The organism is Amycolatopsis sp. NPDC005961, from assembly GCF_040629235.1.
GTDB lineage: Bacteria > Actinomycetota > Actinomycetes > Mycobacteriales > Pseudonocardiaceae > Amycolatopsis > Amycolatopsis camponoti.
This window is the reverse complement of record NZ_JBEXVF010000041.1, coordinates 49265-70943: the sequence shown is the minus strand read 5'-3', so window position 1 is coordinate 70943 and position 21679 is coordinate 49265. Positions and strand designations below refer to the sequence as shown.

The 21679-nt window shown below is 70.7% G+C and carries 20 protein-coding genes; 10 read left to right on the top strand and 10 right to left on the bottom strand.

The genetic code is table 11. From position 1 onward, the window contains the following. Positions 1–11 precede the first annotated feature (11 nt). Positions 12–1628 (bottom strand): acyl-CoA synthetase, encoded by a 1617-nt coding sequence (locus tag ABZ342_RS30775; RefSeq protein ID WP_360480247.1) that lies wholly within the window; start codon positions 1626–1628, stop codon positions 12–14. A 61-nt stretch (positions 1629–1689) separates the two neighbouring features. Here ABZ342_RS30775 and ABZ342_RS30770 point away from each other — a divergent pair, with 61 nt between their 5' ends. The 6 genes from ABZ342_RS30770 (at position 1690) to ABZ342_RS30745 (ending at position 8488) form a co-directional block, all read left to right on the top strand. Then, on the top strand, positions 1690–2478 hold the full coding sequence (locus ABZ342_RS30770) for a crotonase/enoyl-CoA hydratase family protein (RefSeq protein ID WP_360480244.1): 789 nt from the start codon (positions 1690–1692) through the stop codon (positions 2476–2478). Between the two features lie 61 nt (positions 2479–2539). Next, positions 2540–4627 carry a hypothetical protein gene (locus ABZ342_RS30765; protein WP_360480241.1) on the top strand — a complete coding sequence of 696 codons (2088 nt, stop codon included), beginning with the start codon at positions 2540–2542 and terminating at the stop codon, positions 4625–4627. Between the two features lie 69 nt (positions 4628–4696). Continuing rightward, the gene (locus ABZ342_RS30760) at positions 4697–5680 is read left to right on the top strand and encodes an OB-fold domain-containing protein (RefSeq protein WP_360480238.1); all 984 of its coding nucleotides are present in this window, start codon (positions 4697–4699) and stop codon (positions 5678–5680) included. A 7-nt stretch (positions 5681–5687) separates the two neighbouring features. Continuing rightward, positions 5688–6701, top strand: coding sequence for a thiolase domain-containing protein (locus ABZ342_RS30755; protein WP_360480235.1), 1014 nt, complete (start codon positions 5688–5690; stop codon positions 6699–6701). Next, the gene (locus ABZ342_RS30750) at positions 6698–7861 is read left to right on the top strand and encodes a thiolase domain-containing protein (RefSeq protein ID WP_155542235.1); all 1164 of its coding nucleotides are present in this window, start codon (positions 6698–6700) and stop codon (positions 7859–7861) included. Before ABZ342_RS30755 ends, ABZ342_RS30750 begins: the two co-directional genes overlap by 4 nt. A 15-nt stretch (positions 7862–7876) precedes the next feature. Next, complete coding sequence (locus ABZ342_RS30745; protein ID WP_360480232.1) at positions 7877–8488, top strand: TetR/AcrR family transcriptional regulator; 612 nt, start codon at positions 7877–7879, stop codon at positions 8486–8488. Here the strand turns inward: ABZ342_RS30745 and ABZ342_RS30740 are convergent. From ABZ342_RS30740 to ABZ342_RS30730, 3 genes are all read right to left on the bottom strand, one after another. Then, a complete protein-coding gene (locus tag ABZ342_RS30740; RefSeq protein WP_360480230.1) occupies positions 8463–9491 on the bottom strand; it encodes a YhjD/YihY/BrkB family envelope integrity protein in 1029 nt (342 codons plus the stop codon). The genes ABZ342_RS30745 and ABZ342_RS30740 overlap by 26 nt on opposite strands. Positions 9492–9550: 59 nt before the next feature. Next, the gene (locus ABZ342_RS30735) at positions 9551–10342 is read right to left on the bottom strand and encodes a transglutaminase family protein (protein ID WP_360480228.1); all 792 of its coding nucleotides are present in this window, start codon (positions 10340–10342) and stop codon (positions 9551–9553) included. 113 nt (positions 10343–10455) lie between these two features. Continuing rightward, on the bottom strand, positions 10456–11682 hold the full coding sequence (locus ABZ342_RS30730) for a cytochrome P450 (RefSeq protein WP_196425254.1): 1227 nt from the start codon (positions 11680–11682) through the stop codon (positions 10456–10458). Positions 11683–11916: 234 nt separating this feature from the next. Here ABZ342_RS30730 and ABZ342_RS30725 point away from each other — a divergent pair, with 234 nt between their 5' ends. Further along, positions 11917–13074, top strand: coding sequence for a steroid 3-ketoacyl-CoA thiolase (locus tag ABZ342_RS30725; RefSeq protein ID WP_360480275.1), 1158 nt, complete (start codon positions 11917–11919; stop codon positions 13072–13074). Here the strand turns inward: ABZ342_RS30725 and ABZ342_RS30720 are convergent. Continuing rightward, positions 13071–13457: a RidA family protein gene (locus tag ABZ342_RS30720; protein ID WP_360480224.1), complete on the bottom strand. Its 387-nt coding sequence runs from the start codon at positions 13455–13457 to the stop codon at positions 13071–13073. The genes ABZ342_RS30725 and ABZ342_RS30720 overlap by 4 nt on opposite strands. 63 nt (positions 13458–13520) lie before the next feature. Between ABZ342_RS30720 and ABZ342_RS30715 the strand changes: the two genes are divergently transcribed. Together ABZ342_RS30715 and ABZ342_RS30710 are read left to right on the top strand one after the other, a co-directional pair. After that, positions 13521–14321 carry an alpha/beta hydrolase gene (locus ABZ342_RS30715; RefSeq protein ID WP_360480221.1) on the top strand — a complete coding sequence of 267 codons (801 nt, stop codon included), beginning with the start codon at positions 13521–13523 and terminating at the stop codon, positions 14319–14321. Further along, positions 14318–14680 carry a DUF2255 family protein gene (locus ABZ342_RS30710; protein ID WP_360480218.1) on the top strand — a complete coding sequence of 121 codons (363 nt, stop codon included), beginning with the start codon at positions 14318–14320 and terminating at the stop codon, positions 14678–14680. Before ABZ342_RS30715 ends, ABZ342_RS30710 begins: the two co-directional genes overlap by 4 nt. A gap of 94 nt (positions 14681–14774) precedes the next feature. Here the strand turns inward: ABZ342_RS30710 and ABZ342_RS30705 are convergent, their stop codons facing one another. From ABZ342_RS30705 to ABZ342_RS30690, 4 genes are read right to left on the bottom strand one after another with little or no spacing between them, the layout of a single operon-like run. Next, positions 14775–15977 (bottom strand): amidohydrolase family protein, encoded by a 1203-nt coding sequence (locus ABZ342_RS30705; RefSeq protein WP_155542228.1) that lies wholly within the window; start codon positions 15975–15977, stop codon positions 14775–14777. Then, a complete protein-coding gene (locus ABZ342_RS30700) occupies positions 15974–17401 on the bottom strand; it encodes a sodium:solute symporter family protein (RefSeq protein WP_360480214.1) in 1428 nt (475 codons plus the stop codon). Before ABZ342_RS30700 ends, ABZ342_RS30705 begins: the two co-directional genes overlap by 4 nt. After that, positions 17398–17595, bottom strand: a complete 198-nt coding sequence (locus ABZ342_RS30695) for a hypothetical protein (protein ID WP_155542226.1) — start codon at positions 17593–17595, stop codon at positions 17398–17400. Before ABZ342_RS30695 ends, ABZ342_RS30700 begins: the two co-directional genes overlap by 4 nt. Before the next feature lie 5 nt (positions 17596–17600). Then, entirely contained in the window at positions 17601–18794 is a 1194-nt protein-coding gene (locus tag ABZ342_RS30690) for a M20 family metallopeptidase (protein WP_360480210.1), read from the bottom strand. A gap of 68 nt (positions 18795–18862) precedes the next feature. Here ABZ342_RS30690 and ABZ342_RS30685 point away from each other — a divergent pair, with 68 nt between their 5' ends. Beyond that, complete coding sequence (locus ABZ342_RS30685; RefSeq protein WP_230862404.1) at positions 18863–19927, top strand: Lrp/AsnC ligand binding domain-containing protein; 1065 nt, start codon at positions 18863–18865, stop codon at positions 19925–19927. 769 nt (positions 19928–20696) lie between these two features. On the opposite strand, the gene ABZ342_RS30680 is transcribed toward ABZ342_RS30685, so the two are convergent. Beyond that, positions 20697–21653, bottom strand: coding sequence for an SCO0930 family lipoprotein (locus ABZ342_RS30680; protein ID WP_360480207.1), 957 nt, complete (start codon positions 21651–21653; stop codon positions 20697–20699). Positions 21654–21679: the final 26 nt, after the last annotated feature.

Below are 21679 nucleotides of genomic sequence, written 5' to 3'. Positions count from 1 at the left end.
GTGGTGTCCTCCTAGACGGGCTGGGCCGTGGCCGGTTCGTGGCCGGCGGCGTAGCGCTGGGCCCACGGGTAGTCCGGCTTGCCGCTGGGCGAGCGGCCGATCTCGTCGGCCAGCCAGACGGTGCGCGGCACCTTGTAGCCGGCGATCTCGCCGCGGACGTGCTGCTCGATCCCGTCGAGGTCGGCTTCGGCGCCCTCGCGCAGCTGGACGACGGCGGCGACGCGCTGGCCGGTCCGCTCGTCCGGGATCCCGATGACGAGCGCGTCGAAGACGTCCGGGTGCGACTTGAGCGCCCCTTCGACCTCCTCCGGGTAGACCTTCTCGCCGCCGGTGTTGACGCACTGGGAGCCGCGGCCGAGCAGCGTGACCGTGCCGTCCTCCTCGTACCGGGCGTAGTCGCCCGGGACGACGTACCGGACGCCCTCGATGTCGACGAAGATCGTCTTGCTCTTCTCGGGATCGCCGTAGTAGCCGAGCGGGACGTGCCCGCGGCGGCCGATGAGCCCGATCGCGCCCGCCTTCGGCTCCACGAGGTGCCCGTCGTCGTCGAGCAGGATCGCGTCCTTGCCGAAGTTCACCCGCGGCCCGGCACTGTGGTCGGAGCCCTTGGCCACCATGCCGATCCCGGTGAACCCGCTCTCCGACGAGCCGATCGCGTCGGTGATCACGGCGTTCGGCACGAGCTCGACGAACTCCTGCTTCACCGACTGCGAGAACAGCGCCGCGTGGCTCGACACCGCGACGATCGACGAAGCGTCGTAATCGCCTTCGCGGAACGCCTCGATCAACGGCCGCGCCATCGCGTCGCCGACGATCGTGAGGACCTGGACCTTGTGCTCCTGCACGGCCTTCCAGATCTCGTGGGCGTCGAAGCGCGGCACGAACACCACCGGGCTGCCGGTGAACAGCGCGCCGAACGCGGCCCACTGCGCGGCGCCGTGGATCAGCGGCGCGGCGGGCAGCCGGGTCAGGCTCCCGGCCTTGCCCTGCTCGGCGAGCGTCCACTCGTCGGGAACGTATTCGCCGGTGACGAAGTTGATCCCGCCACCGAGCGCGCGCCAGATGTCCTCGTGGCGCCAGAGCACGCCCTTGGGGTAGCCGGTGGTGCCGCCGGTGTAGAGGATGTAGAGGTCGTCGTTGCGGCGCTCTTCGAAGTCACGCTCGGGCGACTGGGCCTCGAGGGCGGCTTCGTATTCGACGCCCCCGTAGCTCTCGAAGTCGCCGTCGCTGCCGTCCTCGACGACGACAACGTGTTTCAATTTCGGCGCCTCGGGCAGGACGGCCCGCACCTTGTCGGCGTAACTCCGCTCGTGCACGAGGGCGGCGAGATCGGCGTCGTTGAAGAGGTAGACGAGCTCGCCGTGCACGTAGCGGTAGTTGACGTTGACGGCGATCGCGCGCAGCTTGTACGCGGCGATCATCGCCTCCAAGGCCTCGATCGAGTTGCGGGAATAGACCCCGATGTGGGACCCGCGTCCCACGCCGTGCGCGGCGAGGTGGTGGGCGAGCCGGTTGGCCCGCGCCTCCAGTTCGGCGAAGGTGACCCGCCGGTCGCCGCACACGACCGCGACGCGCTCCGGCACGGCGTCGACGGCGTGCTCCAGAAGATCCGCGATGTTGAGTGCCACGTCCTCAAAGTAGAACATGTTATCGTTCTGGGCAATGGCACTGCTCCTTCAGGAGGTTTCCGTGGGTGAACCGCACGCGCTGGTCTCACAGGAGGGCCAGACCCTCGTCGTCACGATGAACCGGCCCGAGGCGCGCAACGCGATCACCGGCGAGATGATGGCGATCATGGTCGAGGCGTGGGACCGCGTGGACTCCGACGACTCGATCCGCAGCTGCATCCTGACCGGGGCGGGCGGCGCGTTCTGCGCGGGCGCGGACCTGAAGTCGATGTCCCGGAACTCGCCGTCGGAGTCGTTCGCCTCGGGCAAGTTCGACCCTTCGCGCATCCCCGGGCTCCTGAAGGGGCGTCGCCTGACGAAGCCGCTGATCGCGGCGGTCGAGGGCCCGGCGATCGCGGGCGGCACGGAGATCCTCCAGGGGACGGACATCCGGGTGGCCGGTGCTTCGGCCCGCTTCGGGGTGTCGGAGGCGCGGTGGGGCCTGTTCCCGATGGGCGGCTCGGCGGTCCGGCTGCCGCGCCAGATCCCATACACGGTCGCGGCGGACATCCTCCTGACCGGCCGCCACCTGACCGCTTCGGAAGCACTCGCCATCGGCTTGATCGGCCACGTGGTACCGGACGGAACCGCGCTCGCGAAGGCCCTGGAGCTGGCTTCGCTGGTGAACGCGAACGGGCCGGTCGCAGTGCGGGCCATCTTGCGGACGATCCGCGACACCGAGGGACTCCACGAGGAGGAGGCCTTCAAGCTCGACTCGCAGTACGGCATCGAGGTCTTCGCTTCGGAAGACGCCAAGGAAGGGCCACGGGCGTTCAGCGAGAAGCGCAAACCCGAGTTCAAGGGCCGCTGATTCGCCCCCGGTAATCTGTGACGCGGCGATCACGCCGGTTCACAGGTCCCGAGGGGGGAACTTGAGCGAAGCACCGAAAACAGCGCAACAACTCGTCGACTGGCTCGAAAGGGGCTCACCTTTCCCGTCCGTGCCGGGCGAGCTCTTCTGCGCGTTCCTGCGCGCTTCGGGATACGAAGACAGAATCGTCTCCCGGGTCCTCCCGAAGCTGGCCGCGGAACCGGGCTCCGAGCGCCTGGTGGCGCAGGTCCTGCGGGAATTCCGACCGGACATCGAACGCCGGCTCGGCTCGGCCGGGCTCGATCGGCCGCATTCCGCGCACGAGCCGACCGGGCGCTTCGTCCATGCGATCCTGGTCGGCGCGGTGGAGTACCTCACCGAGCTCGCCGACAAGGAACTTCACTTCCTCTACCGAGCCTCGGCCGTGGAGCGCCGTATCTTTCTGCACCTGACTCACTGGGCGAACCAGGATGCCTCGTCGGCCCGCTGGGAACGTCTGGCCGAGCTGTACGTCAAGTCGGCCGGAGAAACGCCGCCGTACTCGTTTCCGTGGCACGCGGCCGTCGCTCGCCGCATCGCCCTGCGCCTGGTGACCGACCCGAATCTCGACGCAGTGTTCCGACTCTACTGGGAATATTGGACGGATGAGGGCAGCGTGGTGTCCGACCTTTCCCACCTGAGCGCGCACCGCGCCCGGATCGCGGCGAGGTCCGCGACCGCGATCGCCGACTTCCGGAACCGGGCTCGCGCCGCGACCATCGACCCGGCGTCGTCCTGGAGCTCCGTCGCGGCCGGCGCCTTGACGCTGCTGGACGACGCACGGTTCTTCCACACAAAGGTGCTGGACGAGGTGGCTCCGGTCATCGGCTGGCTCGTCAGCGAGGAACTGACCAGCCGGGATCTACCGGCCGACGCGGCTTCGGTGGCAAAAGCCCTGCGCCGCCCCCGTAAGCAAGTCGAAGGAAGCCTCACCTGCGAAGTCGCGGTTCTCTGGAGCGAGATCCGGAAGGCGATCCACTACCGGGCCAGTTACGGCCACGCTGTCCAGCTGGCCGGCGTGCGATCCCGGCTGAACGAGCTCATCGAGTCCTCGCCGCAGGCCTGGGCCGCCTGGGCGCCCACGCTGCTGGAGCGGAGCAACGATGTCGGCCGAGGAGTGATCGACCTCCTCACCACGGCCGCCGCCCGCCACCATACGGTCCGCGCCGTCATGAGCGAGCTCGCCCGGAAGGGGGAAACCGCCGTCACGCGGGACGGGGCAGCCGGTGTGCTGGCCCTGGTTTCCGGGATAGACGCGCCTCGCGAAGAGTTTTTGCGTTGGCTCGCCGATATCGCAGCCGTCGCCTTCGACGGCATGCCCGTGTTCCCGCACCCCCTCCGCTCGCTCGCCTCGACCTGGCCGGGCTCAGCCGATCTCGACGCGGAGTTCGCCACGAGGATCGCCCAGGCCGTGGCCACGTTCAGGGGGTTCGCCGCCGACCAAGGCACGGTCGCGGTCGAGGAGACCCTCACCGGCTTCCTCCTCGGTCAGCTGGAGACCGTATTCCGGGACGCGCGCCTTCGCGCTGCCGGAGCCGGGACGTCGACGGTGGATCGGCTCTTCTCCATCAAACACCGCGCCGTCGACAAGGGGAGTGAGGAACCGCAGTGGGGCTGTGACGTGGCCCTCCTCCTCGATGTGGACGTCGTTCCCGACGTCCGCCTCGAGACTGCGGGGCTGATCCAGCTGAAGAAGTCACGCGCGTTCGGGACACCCGCCGGCTCTCCCATCCGGGAGAGCTGGCGGATCGACATCGCCCAGCTTCGCGCGCTGCTGGGAAGGTCCGAGTCTGCCGCCTACTGGCTGATCTGCTCCTCCGGTGACCTACTGTGCGTGTCCGCCCGCTGGCTGGGCGGGGTAATCCGCGGCCGCGGCAAGAGCGGGCAGCTGAGCGCCACCGTCGGCTACAACGACGTCCGACACGCAGCTATCCCGATGGCCCAGTTCCTGGGGGAGCTTTTTCTCGGCGCCTGGATCGGCGACAGCCGCGAGGCGGCCGTGGCCTTCGCCCGCGGCGATTACGTCAACGCCCGTCCGCGTCACATCTTCGAGGTATCGGTGGTCAGCGAGCGGAACAGCGACCGCCCCGACCAGTCACCACGAATATAGAACGTGTTACATGGGCGGGGGACCGCCGAGCGCCGGATCTTGCCGCCAGAACGAGAACGTGTTTCACTCATGACCGTGACCGAGACACCGCTGGCGGCACCCCTCAACGTCGGCTTCGACTACACGCGCTCCACCGGGCCCGTCCTGGGCCGGTTCGTGAACGCGCTGCGCGAACGCCGCATCGAAGGCATCCGGGGCAGCGACGGCCGCGTGCACGTCCCGCCGGTCGAGTACGACCCCGTGACCGCCGAACAGCTCAGCGAATTCGTCCCGGTGGCCGAAGAGGGCACGGTCGTCTCCTGGTCCTGGTGCGCCGAGCCGCTCGACGGCCAGCCGCTGAGCCGGCCCTTCGCCTGGGCGCTCGTGAAGCTCGACGGCGCCGACACCGCCATGCTCCACGCCGTCGACGCGGGCGAGCCCGGAAACATCCACAGTGGACAGCGGGTCCGCGTCCGCTGGGCCGAGGACGCCGTCGGGCACATCCGCGACATCGCGTACTTCCTCCCTCTGGACGCCGAAGACACCGCGCCGACCGAGCCCGCTCCCCCGATCGCCGAGCGCGAAGAAGGCGCGCCGGTCAGCGTGATCATCACGCCGGTCCACCTGAAGTACCAGCACTCCGCCTCCCCCGAGGAGAGCCGCTACCTGCGCGGGCTCGCCGAAGGCAAGCTGATCGGCCAGCGCTGCCCGAAGTGCGAGAAAGTCTACATCCCGCCGCGCGGCGCTTGCCCGACCGACGGCGTGCCGACCACCGACGAGGTCGAGCTGCCCGACACCGGCATCGTGACGACGTTCTGCATCGTCAACGTCCCGTTCCTCGGCCAGCGCCTCAAGCCGCCCTACGTCGCCGCGTACATCCTGCTCGACGGCGCCGACATCGCCTTCCTGCACCTCGTCCTCGGCTGCGACGCCCAGGACGTCAAGATGGGCATGCGCGTGCGCGCGGCCTGGAAACCGCGCGAAGAGTGGTGGACGTCGCTGGAGAACATCGACCACTTCGAGCCGATCGGCGAGCCGGACGCGGCCTACGAAACCTTCGCCCACCACCTGTGAGGTCCTGATGCCAGACGTCGCGATCGCGGGCTTCGCGAAGGCCCCCAACGTCCGGGAGACCGCGGGCACCACCAACGGCGTGGAGATGCTCGTCCCGATCTTCGCCGAGGTCTTCGAAAAGACCGGCCTGTCCAAGCAGGACATCGGCTTCTGGTGCTCCGGCTCGTCGGACTACCTGGCCGGGCGCGCCTTCTCGTTCATCGCCGCCGTCGACGCGATCGGCGCGTTCCCGCCGATCCACGAGTCGCACGTCGAGATGGACGCCGCCTGGGCGCTCTACGAAGCGTGGCTGAAGATCAAGATGGGCGAGGTCGAGACCGCGCTCGTCTACGGCTTCGGCAAGTCCAGCGCCGGGCAGCTGCGGCGGGTGCTCGCCCTGCAGCTCGACCCGTACGTCGTCGCTCCCCTGTGGCCGGACTCGGTGTCGATCGCCGGGATCCAGGCGCGGCTGGGCCTCGACGCCGGCCTCTGGTCCGAAAAGGACCTCGCCGAGGTGGCCGCGCGGGGCACGGACCAGGACGTCGGCGCCCTGCTCGACACGCCGTACTTCGCGGATCCCTTGCGCAAGCACGACATCGCGCCCGTCACCGACGGCGCCGCGGTCGTCGTTCTGTCCACTGTGGAGCGCGCGAAGGACATCGTCGAGCACCCCGCGGTGATCCAGGGCATCGAGCACCGCGTCGACTCGCCCGTCCTCGGCGCCCGCGACCTCACGCGGTCGCCGTCCACCGAGATCGCCGCCCGGGCCCTGGACCTCGACGGCGTCGACCTCGCCGAGCTGCACGCGCCATTCACGCACCAGGAGCTGATCCTGCGGACGGCGCTGAAGCTCGACGACACCGTCAAGGTCAACCCGTCGGGTGGCGCGCTCGCCGCCAACCCGATGTTCTCCGCCGGCCTCGCCCGCATCGGCGAAGCGGCGACCCGGATCCACACCGGCGAATCCCGCAAGGCGGTGGCGCACGCGACGAGCGGCCCCGCCCTGCAACAGAACCTGGTGACCGTGCTGGAGGCCCGATGACCAAGCAGCTCACCGCCGTGCTCGGCACCGGCCAGACGCACCACCGCGCCAAGCGGCAGGACGTCTCGATGCCGGGCCTGCTGCGCGAAGCGATCGACCGCGCGATGGCCGACGCCCAGGTCGGGTGGGCGGACATCGACGCCGTCGTCCTCGGCAAGGCGCCGGACCTGTTCGAGGGCGTCATGATGCCCGAGCTCTTCCTCGCCGACTCACTGGGCGCGACCGGGAAGCCGTTGCTGCGCGTGCACACCGCGGGTTCGGTCGGCGGGTCGACGGCGCTGGTGGCGGCGTCGCTCATCCAGTCCGGCGTGCACCGCCGGGTGCTGACCGTGGCGTACGAGAAGCAGTCCGAGTCGAACGCGATGTGGGGCCTGTCGATCCTGCCGCCGTTCCAGATGCCGGTCGGCGCCGGCGCGGGCGGCTACTTCGCCCCGCACGTGCGCTCCTACATCCGCCGGTCCGGCGCGCCCGAGCACGTCGGCGCGATCGTCGCGGCGAAAGATCGCCGCAACGGCGCCCTGAACCCGTACGCGCACCTGCGGCAGGCCGACATCACGGTCGAGTCGGTGCGGAAGTCGCAGATGCTGTGGGACCCGATCCGCTACGACGAGACGTGCCCGTCGTCCGACGGCGCGTGCGCGATGGTGCTCGGCGACGAGGCCGCCGGGGACGCCGTCGAAGGCGGGGCCGCCTGGATCCACGCGACGGCGATGCGGACCGAGCCGACCACATTCGCCGGCCGCGACCAGGTTAACCCCCAGGCCGGGCGCGACGCCGCCGCCGCGCTCTGGGCCGAGGCCGGCATCACGGACCCGATGTCCGAAGTGGACGTCGCGGAGATCTACGTGCCGTTCTCCTGGTTCGAGCCGATGTGGCTGGAGAACCTCGGGTTCGCGCCCGAAGGCGAGGGCTGGAAGGTCACCGAGGCCGGCGAGACGGCGATCGGCGGACGGCTGCCGGTGAACCCGTCCGGCGGGGTCCTCTCGTCCAACCCGATCGGTGCGTCCGGCATGCTTCGCTTCTCCGAAGCGGCGAAGCAGGTCATGGGCCGCGCCGGGGACTACCAGGTGGACGGCGCCCGCATCGCGGTCGGGCACGCCTACGGCGGCGGGTCGCAGTACTTCTCGATGTGGGTCGTCGGCGCCGGCAAGCCACGTTGATACGCTCGACCCACCATGCCGAGACTCGCCGACCACGGGCAACGCCGCCGCCAGATCGCCGAGGCCGTCTGGCGGATCGCGAGCGCGCGCGGGCTCGAAGACGTGTCGCTGCGCAAGGTCGCGGCCGAGGCCGGGGTCTCGCTGCGGCTGGTCCAGTACTACTTCGGCACGCGTGACGACCTGCTGCTCGGCGCGCTCGAGATCCTCAACGCCGACGCCGGGGACAGCGTCCGCGCGGGCACCGGCCCGGACGAGGACGCGACCCCGCGTGAGGTGCTGCGCGCCATGCTCGTCGGGATGCTGCCGGTCGACGACGGGCGCCGCACGCGCTACCTCGTGCACCTCGCCTACTTCGTCCGGTCCCTTTCGGACCCCGGACTGGCGTCGGCGGTCAGCGCCGCGCCGCCCGAGCTGGGACGGCTGACCGCGGACCTGCTGGCGTGGGGACGCGACCGCGGTGAGGTGGCGCCGGATCTCGAACTGCTGCCGGAGGCGGAGCTGCTCCTGTCGAGCGTCGACGGCCTGCAGACCAGCATCATCCTGGGTCAGCGCACCCCGGAGGCGGCGATCGCGCTGATCGACCACCAGCTGATGCGGCTCTTCAGCCTCGCGAACGTCGCCACCTGAGCGCCAGCAGCGTGCCGATCACCCCGGTCACGACGCCGACCGTGGCCGGCACCGCGACCGGCGGGTCCACCACGATCACCGGTTCGAGGACGACCGGCGCCGGTGGCTGGATCGGCTTCGGGGGTGCGTCCGAGCCGGTCGCGGTCCACGCCGTGACGTAGACGAGCATCCGGGCGATCAGCGAGATGAAGAAGATCAGGCCGATCACCGAGCCGAACGCGATGCCGGTCAGCGAGTCGCCGATCAGCTTGAGGTAGAAACCACCGGCCAGCTTGAGCACCTCGAACCCGATGGCCAGCGCGATCGCGCCCCGCACCGCGCTGCGCACGCCCACCTTCTGCCGCGGCAGCCGGGTGAGCACCCACAGGAACACCAGCCAGTCGGCGGCCAGCGACAGCGGCACCGAGGACGCCGAGACGAGCCGGTGCCCCCAGCTCGTGTCGTCGAGGCCGACCAGCCGGAGCAGGTAGCCGCCCAGCGCGGTGCCGGAGATGGTGATCGTGAACGACACCACCAGCGCCGCCGAGAGACCGAGCAGCGCGAGCAGGTCGACGGCGATCAGCCGCGGCAGCGACTGGTCCGAGCGGTTCTGGCCCCAGAGCGCGGTCAGCGAGTCCCGCAGCGCGTTCATCCAGTTCCAGCCCGAGTAGAGGCCGATCGCCAGGCCGAACGCGCCGACGCTGGTCCGCTGGTCGACGAAGCCGGTGAGCAGCTCGGTCGCCTTGTCGCCCAGCCCGCCGGGCCCGCCGGGCAGCGTGCTGACGACGGCGTGGACCATGGTTTCGCGCAGGCCCGGCTGGCTGGCCAGCACGAACCCGGCGACCGACGACGCGACCATCAGCAGCGGCACCAGCGACAGCAGGCTGAAGTAGGTGATCGAGGCGACGTAGTGGTAGCCGCCGCACTCGATGTAGCGGTTGGTCGCGCGGGCGATGTGGTCCAGCCACCGGTACCGGGCACGGGCCCGCGCCCAGGGGCTCGGGGCCTTGGGGGAACTGTTCACGGACACTGTCTACCCAGCGAAGAGCCTCTTCGCGCAGTTAACACGCGGTCGGACCATCCTCAGTCCAGTGCGACGAGCTCGCGCCAGTCGTCGTGGGGCAGCGCGGTGTCCGTCGTCGCGAACACCGTGCTGCCGAGGAAGTCGAGCTCGCAGCCGAGAGTGGCGAAGAACGCCGTGTCCGCGGCGTCGCGGCCGGTGGAGATGCGCAGCATGGTCTGGCGCGGCGCGAGGTGGGTGGCGTCGAAGACGTACCAGAGGCCGTCGACCCCGGCCTCGAAGACGGCGTGGAAGTCCATCGGCGAGAGCCCGGGCGCGTAGACGCCGACGTAGCGCGCGGGGATGTCGAAGAACCGGCAGAGGGTGATGCAGACGTGCGCGAAGTCGCGGCAGACGCCTTCGCCGGCGAGGAGCGTGTCGATGGCGTCGTCGGTGGGCCGGCTGGAGCCGACCACATAGGACAGTCGCTGGTGGACGTGCCGGACGATCGTGTCGACCTTCTTCCGGTCGCTCTTCAGCGCGTAGAGCTCCGGCGGCACGAGCCCGGCGATCCGGTCGGAGGGGCAGTACCGGCTCGGCCGGGTGAAGACGGCGGCATCGGCGCGCGTGACGGGCTCGGGTTCGGCCTCGCCCAGCGCGCGTTCGGCGTGGTAGCTGACGCGGTGCTCGCCCTTGGGCAGCTCGAAGACCTCCGCGCGGGTGCCGTGCTCGAACTCGACGAGCTCGCTTTCCCCGTGCCAGGAGACGGTGAGCTCATCGGTATCGGCGTGGGCGGCGGCGACCGAGATCGCGGCGGGCCCGGGTTCGGTGACGCGGACGGAGAACTCGACGTCGACAGTCGCTCTCGGGGCCATCGCCTCATGATGTCATGGTCCGGTGACCACCATCGCGCTCTTCCACTCGGTGCTGGGGCTGCGGCCCGTCGAACCCGCCACCGGGCTCACCCGGCGGCGGGTCCGCGAGTTCCTCAGGCGTAGCGCACCGGGTAGTGCTTGATCCCGTTCAACCAGCTCGACCGCAGCCGCACCGGGGGCTCGGCCTCGGTGATCCCCGGCATCACGTCCGCGATCGCGTTGAAGATCAGGTCGATCTCCAGCCGCGCCAGGTTGGCGCCGATGCAGTAGTGGGAACCGGTGCCGCCGAAGCCGACGTGCGGGTTGTCTTCGCGGAGGATGTCGAACTTCTCCGGGTCGTCGAAGACCTCGTGGTCGAAGTTGGCGGAGCTGTAGAACATGCCGACGCGGTCGCCCCGGCGGATGTGCGCGCCGCCGAGCTCGGTGTCGCGGGTGGCCGTGCGCTGGAACGCGACCACCGGGGTGGCCCAGCGGACGATCTCGTCCGGCGCCGTCTTCGGCCGTTGCTCCTTGTAGAGCTCCCACTGGTCCGGGTGGTCGAGGAACGCCTTCATGCCGTGGGTGATGGCGTTGCGCGTGGTCTCGTTGCCGGCGACGGCGAGCAGGATCACGAAGAAGCCGAATTCGTCCGAACCGAGCGCTTCACCGTCGACGTCCGCCTGGATCAGCTTCGTGACGATGTCGTCCATCGGGCACTTGCGGCGGTCCTCGGCCATGTTCCAGGCGTAGCCGATGAGCTGCGCGGACGCCTCCAGCGGCTCGACCTCGTACTCCGGGTCGTCGTAGGCGACCATCTGGTTCGACCAGTCGAAGATCTTGAGCCGGTCCTCCTGCGGGATGCCGATCAGCTCGGCGATGGCCTGCAGGGGAAGCTCGCACGCGACGTCGGTGACGAAGTCGCCCGTTCCCTTTTTCCGTGCTTCGTGGACGATCTTCTCCGCGCGGTCGCGCAGCGTGTCTTCGAGCTTCGCGATCGAGCGCGGGGTGAAGCCCTTCGACACGATCTTGCGCAGCTTCGTGTGCTGCGGCGCGTCCATGTTGAGCAGGACCAGGCGGTTCGCGTTGAGGCGGTCCTCGGTCATGCTCTCGTCGAAGCGGATGATCGCGGTCTTCTCGCTGGAGGAGTAGAGCGCGCTGTCGCGCGAGACCTCCTTGACGTCTTCGTGGCGCGAGACGACCCAGTAGCCGTCGTCGCCGAAGCCTGCGGTGTTGGTCTTCTGGGGGTTCCACCACACGGGGGCCGTCCGCCGGAGCTCGGCGAACTCCGCCAGGGGCAGCCGTTCGGCATAGAGGTCCGGGTCCGTGAAGTCGAAACCGGCGGGGATGAGCGGAGCGGCCACGTTGCCTCCCACGGTTCGCCGTTTGAAACACGTTCTAATGGCGATTAGAGCATACGGTGTTAACTTCCGGAAGAGCGTTCAGTGAAACCCGTTAACTTTACCGATGAGGCCAGGTGAGCGAGCGCTCACTCGATAAAGATCAAGATCCGGGCGACCCTGGGGACGCTTGCGCAGAACGATAACTTGTTCTAGTTTTTGGGTCACTGGACAACGTTGCCCGACGAAAGGGACGACATGGGCGTGCCGGTCATCGTCGAAGCCGTGCGGACCCCCATCGGCAAGCGGGGCGGCCTGCTGGCCGGCCTCCACGCGGCCGAGCTGCTGGGTGCCGCGCAGCAGGCCCTCCTCGACCGCGCCGGCCTCGACCCGGCCCTGGTCGAGCAGCTGATCGGCGGCTGCGTCACGCAGGCGAGCGAGCAGTCCGGCAACGTGACGCGCACGGCCTGGCTGCACGCGGGCCTCCCGGAGACGGCGGGCGCGACGACGATCGACGCCCAGTGCGGCTCGGCGCAGCAGGCGGCTCACCTGGTGGCGGGCCTGATCGCGGCGGACGCCATCGAGGTGGGCGTCGCGTGCGGGGTCGAGGCGATGAGCCGGGTGCCGCTGGGCGCGAACCGGGGTTCGGGTTCGCCGCGGCCGGCGTCGTGGACGATCGACCTGCCCAACCAGTACGGCGCGGCGGAGCGCATCGCGGTGCGGCGCGGCCTGACGCGCGCCGACGTCGACGCGTTCGGCGTCGCCTCCCAGCGGAAGGCGGCGGCCGCGTGGGAGGCCGGGCACTTCGACCGCGAAGTGGTGCCGGTGAAGGCCCCGGTCCTGGCCGCCGACGGTTCGGCGACCGGTGAGACGCGCCTGGTCGGCCGCGACCAGGGGCTCCGCGAGACGACGGCCGAAGGCCTGGCGCGGCTGAAGCCGGTGGTGGCGGACGGCGTCCACACGGCGGGAACGTCCTCCCAGATCTCCGACGGCGCGGCGGCGCTGCTCCTGATGGATTCCGCGCGGGCCTCGGCGCTGGGACTGCGCCCGCGAGCCCGGATCGTGGCGCAGGCGCTGGTCGGCGCGGAGCCGTACTACCACCTGGACGGCCCGATCCGCGCGACGGAGCGGGTGCTTTCGAAGGCGGGCATGACGATCGCCGACCCGGACCTGTTCGAGGTGAACGAGGCGTTCGCGTCGGTGGCGTTGTCGTGGCAGCAGGTCATGGCGCCGGATCCCGCCCGGGTCAACGTCAACGGCGGCGCGATCGCGCTGGGCCACCCGGTGGGCAGCACGGGTGCCCGGCTGCTGACGACGGCGTTGCACGAGCTGGAACGCCGCGACGCCGCGACGGCCCTGGTGACGATGTGCGCCGGCGGCGCCCTCTCGACGGCGACCATCATCGAACGGCTCTAGCCGGGCAGGTGGGCGTCCACCTCGATTTCGATCTTCATGCGCGGGTCCGCGAGGCCGCACTGGAGCATCGTCGCCGCCGGGCGGACGTCCGCGAAAGCCTTGCGCAGCACCGGCCAGCACGGCTCGAAGTCCTCGCGCACGGGCAGCAGGTAGCGCACGCGGACCACGTCCGCGAAAGTGCAGCCCGCCTCCGCCAGCGCCGCTTCGATGGTGCGCAGGCACTGCGCCGCCTGCTCGACGACGTCGTCGGAGATGGTCATGGCCGAGTAGTCGAAGCCGGTCGTGCCCGAGACGTACACGCGGCCGCCGTCGACCACCGCGCGGGCGTAGCCGATCCGCTCTTCGAAGGTCGACCCGCTGAGGATCGTTCGCCGTTCCGCCATGCCGCGCACGCTAGGGATCGACCACCGCGCCGTCCACTTCATTGTCTGTGCTTGACTTCAAGCATGATCTCGGAGAGCCGTTGCCCGGTGGAGGACGGCGAGCTCCTCGTCCGCCGCGGCGGCGAGGGCCCGGCGCTGCTGCTGATCGCGGGCGGCACCGGGGCGGGTGACTCCTACCGCGCGCTGGCGAAGCAGCTGTACGCGGATTACACCGTCATCACGTACGACCGGCGCGGCCACTTCGGCAGCACCGACACCACGACGGGCCCGGTCCCGGTGTCCCGCCAGGCGGACGACGCGCTGGCGGTGCTGAGCCACGCGACCGACGGCCCGGCGCTGGTGTTCGGCTCGAGCGCGGGCGCGCTGATCGGCCTCGACCTGGTGGCCCGGCACCCGGACCGGGTGACGACGCTGGTCGCGCACGAGCCCCCGGCGGTCCACCTGATGCCGGACGCGAGCGGCTGGCTCGCGGCGGCCGCGGAGCAGGTCCGGCTGGCCCGTTCGGGTGAGCTCCTGACGGCGGTGACCCGTTTCGCGGACGCGATCGCGGGCGCGGCGCTGCCGAACCTGCCGAACCTGCGGCTCCCTCACGAAGCCGACTGGATCCGGCTGTTCGACCGCGAGCTGACGCCGTTCTTCGACTACTTGCCGGACCTGCGAGCGCTGCGCAAGGCCGGCACGGAGATCATCCCGGTGGCCGGCGAGGGCAGCCGGGGGCGGTACCACTACCAGCCGGCGAAGATCTTGGCGTTGGAGCTGGGGTTGCCGTTCACCGAGATGCCGGGGGCGCACCTGGCTCCGCAGCGGAACCCGGGGAAGTTCGCGGTGGCGTTGAAGGACCTGCTGAGCCCGGAGTCGGCTTGACGACCTCCTGGACCGCCGACGACCTGAGCTTCCTGGACGCGGCCCAGGAGCTGGAGATCGCGGTCGGCTCGCGACGGTGGACACCGATCTGGGTCGTGTGCGCCGGCGGTCAGGTCTACGTGCGGACCTGGTACCGGCGGGACACGGGCTGGTTCGGGGACGCGGTGCGGTCGCGCTCGGCGCACGTTCGCGTGCCGGGACTGGAAGCCGAAGTCACCATCGAGGACATCGGCACCGCTTCCGCGCGGGTCACCGCGGCCGTGGATGCCGCCTACCGCACCAAGTACACCGGCGGCGGCACCGACGCCATGGTGACGGCCGAGGCCGCGGCGACGACTCTGCGGCTCGACCGCCGGTAGCGCCACGCGGGCGAACACACCGGGTCCGCCCGCGTGCGCCACGCCGGAACTCACGTGACCGGGACCGCGACCCGCGCGGCCGTGGCCCCAGGCGTCAGACCACCCGCACCCCGTCCTTCCACACCTCCCGGATGTTCGAAGCCAACCCCGGGAAGTCATAGGGATCCCCCGCCACCACGACCAGATCCGCCCGCAGCCCCGGCTCGATCCGCCCCAGCTCGCCGTCCAGCCCCATCAACCGCGCCGCCGAGGACGTCGTCGCCTCCAGGACGTCCGCCTGCGTCATCCCGCACGCCGCCATCAGCGCCAGCTCCTCCAGGTTCGTGCCGTGCGGCCCGACCCCGCTGTCCGTCCCCATCGCGATCCGGACCCCCGCCGCGTACGCGCGGCGCACGGAATCCCGGTGCACCTCCACCACTTCACGCGCCTTCGCCACCACGGACGCCGGCAAGTCCACCCCGGCATCGGCCGCGCGGACCACGTTGACCGGGGCGATCAACGTCGGGACCAGCCACGTCCCGTGGCCCAGCATCAGCTCGATCGCCTCATCGTCGAGGTAGATGCCGTGCTCGATCGAGCGCACGCCCGCCCGCACCGCGTTCTTGATGCCCGCCGCGCCCTGGGCGTGCGCCATCACCGGCCGGCCCTGCGCCGCCGCTTCGGCGACCAGGACCTCCAGCTCCTCCGGCGTGTACTGCGAATGCCGCGGGTCGTCGCGCGGGGACAGCACGCCGCCGGTCGTGCACACCTTCAGCACGTCCGCTCCCGCGCGCAGCAGCGTCCGGGCGACGCGGCGCATCTCGTCGGGGCCGTCGGCCGTCGCGTCCGGGCGGCCGGGGTGCGGCACCAGCAGCGGGACGCAGATGCTCGACGGGTTCCAGCTGTCGCCGTGCCCGCCGGTCTGGCTGATCAGCCCGATCGAGATCTGCATCCGCGGCCCCGGGATCAGCCCGTCGTCCACCGCCTGCTTGATGCCGAGGTCCGCGCCGGACGCGTCGCGCACCGTCGTGATGCCCAGCCCGAGCGTCGCCCACAGGTTCCGCGCGGCTTCGTAGAACTGGTAGGAGAACGGCTTCTGCACGCGCGACATCAGCCCGATGTCCGACACCGTGACGTGCACGTGGCAGTCGAAGAGCCCCGGCAGCAGCACCGCGCCGGAACAGTCGACGCCCTCGTCGCCGTCCAGGTCCGTGCCGACCTCGACGATCCGGCCGTGCTCGACGACGACGTCGGCCGCCGCCGGCTCGGACCCGGTGCCGTCGAACACCGAACCACCGGTGAAAACCGTGCGCGTCACGCCGCCTCCACGGGAGAAGTCTGTCGCCGCGCCGCCGCGGCCAGTGCGAGGACGACGACGTTGACGCCGAGCCCGATCAAGCCCACGTTGACCGTGCCGGCCAGATGGGTGTCCACAAAGGTCAGGTACACGACCACGAGCTCGCCGGCGATCAGCCCGGCGAACACCGGGCCCTTGCCGACGGGCACCCGCCGCAGGAAGCCCAGCAGGTTCGCCGGGGCCAGCTGGACCGACCCCGAATAGGTGAGCAACAGCAGGTTGGCCAGCAGGTCCGGCCGGAAGATGCCCAGCACGAGGGCAAGAGTACTCGCGAGCACAACCGTGCCGTGGTTGATCCAGAACTGCTTGCGGCCGCTGCGGACGCGGACTATGTTGCGCGCCACCAGCGACGAGATGCCGATCAGGATCCCGGCCGCCGGGACCATCGCGGTGGCCGTCGCGGCGACCACGACGATCCCCGTCACCCACCCGGGCAAGGCGTCCTTCGACAGCGTCAGCAATACGCCGTTCGGGTCTGTTTTGTGAGAAACGCTGCCTTTCGACACCACCAGGATCGCCGCGAACCCGATGATCATCGGCAGCAGCAGGCACAGCTCGTACACCGGCATCCAGGCGTAGTTGCGCCGCAGCACCTTCGGGTCGCGCGCCGACATCAGCGCCGGCCACGAGTGCGGCAGCGTCATCAGGCCGACGCCGATCGCGCTGACCAGCATGCTCGTCACGAACCAGACGTGGTCGTTCGCTCCACTGTGGACGATCAGCTTCTCCGGGTGCAGCTGCTCGATCTTGCGGAACACACCCCCGATCCCGCCGGCGAAGTGCGTCGGCACGGCGATGGCCAGCACCACCAGCGCGACCAGCATGATCCCGTCCTTGAAGTAGGACGTCGCCGCGACGCCGCGCAGCCCCGCCCACAGCACGAACGCGACCACTAGCACGCTGCCGGTGACCATGCTCAGCGTGCCGGACGCGCTGTCGCCGGTGACCAGCCGGACGATCAGGCCGAGCCCGGTGATCTGCAGCTGCAGGTACGGCAGCACGAACACGACGCCGAGTACCGCGGACACCGTCCCGAGCGCCCGGCTGGAGTAACGGTCCTCGAGGAAGTCGCCCTGCGTGAGGTAGCCGCGCTCCTTCCCCATCGTCCACAGGCGCTTCGCGAGGAAGAACAGCACGACGTAGGCGATCGGCACGTACGGCAGCGCGTACATCGCCGCGACACCGCCGGAGAACGCGAGGCCGGCCATGCCCAGGAAGGTGAAGGTGGTGAACACCTCGCCCGCCTGCAGGAACCACATGGTGAGCGCGCCGAAGCGCCGCCCGCCGACCGTCCACTCGGCCAGGTCGGCGACGGGCTTGCGCCGGCCGACGAAGCCGAGAACACCGATCAGGACGATGCCCACGAGGGTGAAGGCGAGGATCACGACTCGTCCTCCCGCCCGCGCAGCAGGCGTTCGGACAGCAGCAGCGCCGGGGTGAACATGAGGCACCAGAACGCGCCCCACACCATCATCCGCGGCAGCCCGAGCCACAGCCCGGTCGTGTTGACGAACGGCAGGAACGGCATCAGGACCAGCGCGAGCACGGGCAGCAGCGGAGGCCAGTGGTAGCTGCGCACTCCCGTCACCCGGCCAGGAGCCCGAGGCGGCGGACGGCGAGCTCGGCCAGCAGCGCGGCGCCGTCGCCGAGCACGCTGTCGTCGAAGCGGGCCCGTGGGGAATGGTTGTCCGGCGCGGTTTCCGGGTCCGTCGGGCACGCGCCGAGGAACAGGTACGCGCCGGGGACGCGTTCGAGCACGCGGGAGAAGTCCTCCGAGCCGGTGATCGGATCGGCCATCTCGGTGAACCGCTCCTCCCCGAAGACGTCACGGATCGTGTCGGCGACGAAGTCGTAGGCGGCCGCGTCGTTGACCGTCGCGGGGTACTCCGGCTCGTAGGTGACGTCGATGTCGAGGCCGTGCGCGTCGGCGATGCCCCGGCAGACCTGCACCGCCTTCTCCCCCACCCGGGCCGCGACCTCGGGCGAGAACGACCGCAGCGTCGCCTCGAACACCGCGTCGTCCGGGATGATGTTGCGCCGGGTGCCGGCGTGGAACGAGCCGACGGTGACCACGACCGGGTCGAAGACGTCGAAGGTGCGCGTGACCATCGTCTGCAGGGCGGTGACCATCTCGCAGGCCGCCGGGATCGGGTCGCGGGCGTCGTGCGGCGACGAGCCGTGGCCGCCCTCGCCCCGCACGCGGACCTCGAGGGCGCCCGAGGCCGCCATCAGCGTGCCGGGGCGGGCGGTGAACTGGCCCTTCGCGTAGCTGGCGGCCGAAACGTGCAGGCCGTACGCGGCGTCGACGTGCTTGCCGGACGCCGTCAGCACGCCTTCGTCGATCATGATGCCCGCGCCGTCCCAGCCTTCTTCGCCGGGCTGGAACATGAAGACGACGTCGCCGGCGAGTTCCTCGCGGCGGGCGGCGAGCAGGCGGGCGGCGCCGACCAGCCCCGCCGTGTGGAGGTCGTGGCCGCAGGCGTGCATGGCGCCGTCGAGGGTCGAGCTGAACTCCTCGCCGCTGGCTTCGGTCACCGGGAGGGCGTCCATGTCCCCGCGGAGGAGAACGGTTCCGCCGGGCTTGCCGCCTCGGAGGACTCCCGTGATCGACGAGAGGTTCTTGCCCAGGCTGAGTTCGAGGGGCAGGCCGTCGAGGGCCGCGAGGACCCGCTCCTGGGTGCGCGGCAGGTGCAGGCCGATCTCGGGGATGCGGTGCAGGTCGCGACGGAGAGCGACCAGGTCGTCGAGTAGGGCGGCGGCGTCCGAGCGCAGGGTCATTCGCAGATCATGCAAGTGTCGAGCACAATGGCTGCAGAAAAACACCGAAACCACCGTTGCGAGAGCCGATGAGCGAAGAATCCGCCATGTTGACCGAGCAGGACCTCAAACTGGTCGACGCGCTGCAGGCGGCGCCGCGCGCGTCGTGGTCGACGCTGGGCCGCGCGCTCGGCCTGGGCGCGGTGACCGCCGCCCGGCACTGGGACACGCTGGTCGAGCGCGGCGACGCGTGGCTGACCGCGTACATCGGCGGGGAGCTGACCGCGCAGCTGGCCTTGGCGTTCGTCGAGATCGACTGTGCGCCCGGGACCGCGCTTTCGGTGGCGTCCGCGCTGGCCGCGGACCCCCAGGTGGTCACCGTCGAGTACGTGGCCGGGCCGTGCGACCTGCTCGCCCACGTCGTCGCGCCGTCTCTGCGGGAGCTGGGCGCGCACGTGCTGGACCGGGTGTCGGCGGTGCCCGGGGTGACGCGGGTGCGCACGGTGCTGTCGCCGCGGATGTTCACCGAGGGCAGCCGGTGGCGGGTGCGGGCGATCTCGCCGGGTCAGCGCGAGGCGCTGTCGGTGAAGCCGGCGAAGAACCGGGCACCCCTGCGGTTCGACGACGCGGACCGGGCGCTGATCCTGGCCCTCGGCGTGGACGCCCGGGCGTCGGCGGCAGCACTGGCGATCGAACTCGGCGTCGGCGCGACGACGGTCCGGCGCCGGCTGGACGCCCTGCTGGCCCGGGGTGCGATCCGCGTCCGGTGCGAGATCGCGCGGTCGGTGTCGCCGGCGCCGGTCACGGTGACGCTGTGGCTGCGGGTGCCGCCCGACAAGCTGGAGACGACCGCGCGGTCGCTGGCGATGCTGCCGGAGGTGCGCATGTGCGCGGGCCTCACCGGGGCGGCGAACCTGATGCTGGTGGTGTGGCTGCCTTCGCAGCACGACACGCTGGCGCTGGAAGCGGTGCTGGCGGCGAAGCTGCCGTGGCTGGAGATCACCGGCCGGGCGGTGACGCTGCGGAACGTCAAGCTGATGGGCCGCCTGCTCGACGCGGCCGGCCGCGGAACCGGGCGCGTGCCGCTGGACTTCTGGGCCGCGGTCCCCGTGCCGGAGCACGGGGACCGCAGCGTAGGCCGGTCCGGGGGATGAGGGGGGTGAGGTGGAGGGAAGCATCCACCGGACCGGGGTCTTTTTTGAGGGGCTCCGGCCGGGTGACCGACGGGCCGGGAAGTCTGGGCGGATCTCGCGTGATCGGAGACGTGACTCGCGTGTCTGGAGGAGATCTCGCGTGGCTGAAGGCAGAACTCGTGTGACTAGGGACGGATCTCGCGTGACTGGTAGGGCATCTCGCGTGACCGGTGGGGCATCACGTGTGACTGGAGAGGCATCTCGCGTGATCGGAGGGGCATCTCTCGTGACTGGGGAGGCATCACGCGTGACTGGAGGGCCATCTCGCGTGACTGGGGAAGCAACTCGCGTGACTGGGGAGGCATCACGCGTGATCGGAGGGGCATCTCGCGTGATTGGAGGGTCAACTCGCGTGACTGGTGGGGCAACTCGCGTGACTGGGGAGGCATCTTGCGTGATTGGAGGGGCATCACGGGGGTGAGGGAGGAGTTCCGGCTCGGTGGACTCGGGGGGTGAGGTGGAGGGAAGCGTCCACCGGCCGGAACTCGCGGGGCGGGGAAGCGCCCGCCTATTTCCTCCTTCGCTGATCCGGCGGAGCCGGATCGGTGGGGGGTGAGGAATCCCGGCCCGGGGGGACATTGGGGGTGAGGTGGAGGGAAGCGTCCACCCGGGCCGGGGCTCGGGGCGCGGGACAGGGGTCCCGCGGTACTTCGGGTGGTGCGACCGGCCCGGCGGACGAGGGGGGTGAGGTGGAGGGAAGTGTCCGCCGGGCCGGGGTTCGGGGAGCGGGTCAGTACCCGCTGGAAGAGGCCGTCGCGATGGAGTTGTCCGGCCGGCGCGACGGGTCGACCTTGCAGCCATTGGGTTCCATGGCGTACCAGGTGTTCCCGGCGCCGTGGCCGTTCGCCTCGCCGGGCGCGCCGTCCTTCGCGTAGGTGTACACGGGCCAGCCGCCGACGGTGACCTGCTTGCTCCCGTCGGCCCGGGTGATCTGCCCGACCAGGCCGGTGTCGATGTCTTCGGCGACGGTGATCCGGCCGTCGACGAGCAGCGGTGGCCACGTCCGTGCGCAGGCACCGTCGCAAGTGGACGTTCCGGAACCCCGGCCGTCCTGGGTGAACAGGTAGAGCGTGCGCCCGGCCGGGTCGGTCAGTACCGGGCCGAGACCGCCGATGTCGGCGGTGCCGATGCTGGTCTTCGCGGCGGGCGCACCCGCCGCCGCGGCCGCCTTCTCCCCCGCCGGCGTGATCGCCGCCCAGTCCGCGCTGACGTTCTGGCCGAGCGCGATGCCGGAGCCGGTGTCCTTGGCGTAGCGGTACACCGGCCAGCCGCCGACCGTCACCTGCTTGCGGCCGTCGGGCCGGGTGACCAGGCTGACGAGCCGGGCGTCCACCCCGGCGGCCAGTGCCGGGGAGTCGGAGAGCAGCGGGGGCCACATTTCCGCGCAGCCGTCGACGCAAGCGACCTTCGGCGGCTTCGCGGTGTCCTTGGCGTAGCGGTAGAGCGTGTGGCCTTCGGCGTCGGCGAGGACCGCGCCGAGACCCTCCACAGTGGACGTGACCAGCTGGGCCTGGCCGGCCCCGGGGGCGGCCTGAACCGTGCTCGCCGAGAGCTGCTGCTGTGCGCCGAGCGACACCTGCTGGACGGCACCGGACGTGGCGTACGGGTTGGTCCCGCAGGCCGCGACCAGCGCGAGACCGGCGATGGCGGCGGACAGTGCGACAGCACTCGGACGAGCACGGTTCATCGGACGTTCTCCCTCCTGGCGTGGAC

What these genes read in the sequence shown, in the direction of transcription:
- ABZ342_RS30760 (WP_360480238.1), top strand. Translation starts at nt 4,697, where the DNA reads ATGACCGTGACCGAGACACCGCTGGCGGCACCCCTCAACGTCGGCTTC.
- ABZ342_RS30755 (WP_360480235.1), top strand. Translation starts at nt 5,688, where the DNA reads ATGCCAGACGTCGCGATCGCGGGCTTCGCGAAGGCCCCCAACGTCCGG.
- ABZ342_RS30750 (WP_155542235.1), top strand. Translation starts at nt 6,698, where the DNA reads ATGACCAAGCAGCTCACCGCCGTGCTCGGCACCGGCCAGACGCACCAC.
- ABZ342_RS30745 (WP_360480232.1), top strand. Translation starts at nt 7,877, where the DNA reads ATGCCGAGACTCGCCGACCACGGGCAACGCCGCCGCCAGATCGCCGAG.
- ABZ342_RS30735 (WP_360480228.1), bottom strand. Translation starts at nt 10,342, where the DNA reads ATGGCCCCGAGAGCGACTGTCGACGTCGAGTTCTCCGTCCGCGTCACC.
- ABZ342_RS30725 (WP_360480275.1), top strand. Translation starts at nt 11,917, where the DNA reads ATGGGCGTGCCGGTCATCGTCGAAGCCGTGCGGACCCCCATCGGCAAG.
- ABZ342_RS30720 (WP_360480224.1), bottom strand. Translation starts at nt 13,457, where the DNA reads ATGGCGGAACGGCGAACGATCCTCAGCGGGTCGACCTTCGAAGAGCGG.
- ABZ342_RS30715 (WP_360480221.1), top strand. Translation starts at nt 13,521, where the DNA reads ATGATCTCGGAGAGCCGTTGCCCGGTGGAGGACGGCGAGCTCCTCGTC.
- ABZ342_RS30690 (WP_360480210.1), bottom strand. Translation starts at nt 18,794, where the DNA reads ATGACCCTGCGCTCGGACGCCGCCGCCCTACTCGACGACCTGGTCGCT.
- ABZ342_RS30685 (WP_230862404.1), top strand. Translation starts at nt 18,863, where the DNA reads ATGAGCGAAGAATCCGCCATGTTGACCGAGCAGGACCTCAAACTGGTC.
- ABZ342_RS30680 (WP_360480207.1), bottom strand. Translation starts at nt 21,653, where the DNA reads ATGAACCGTGCTCGTCCGAGTGCTGTCGCACTGTCCGCCGCCATCGCC.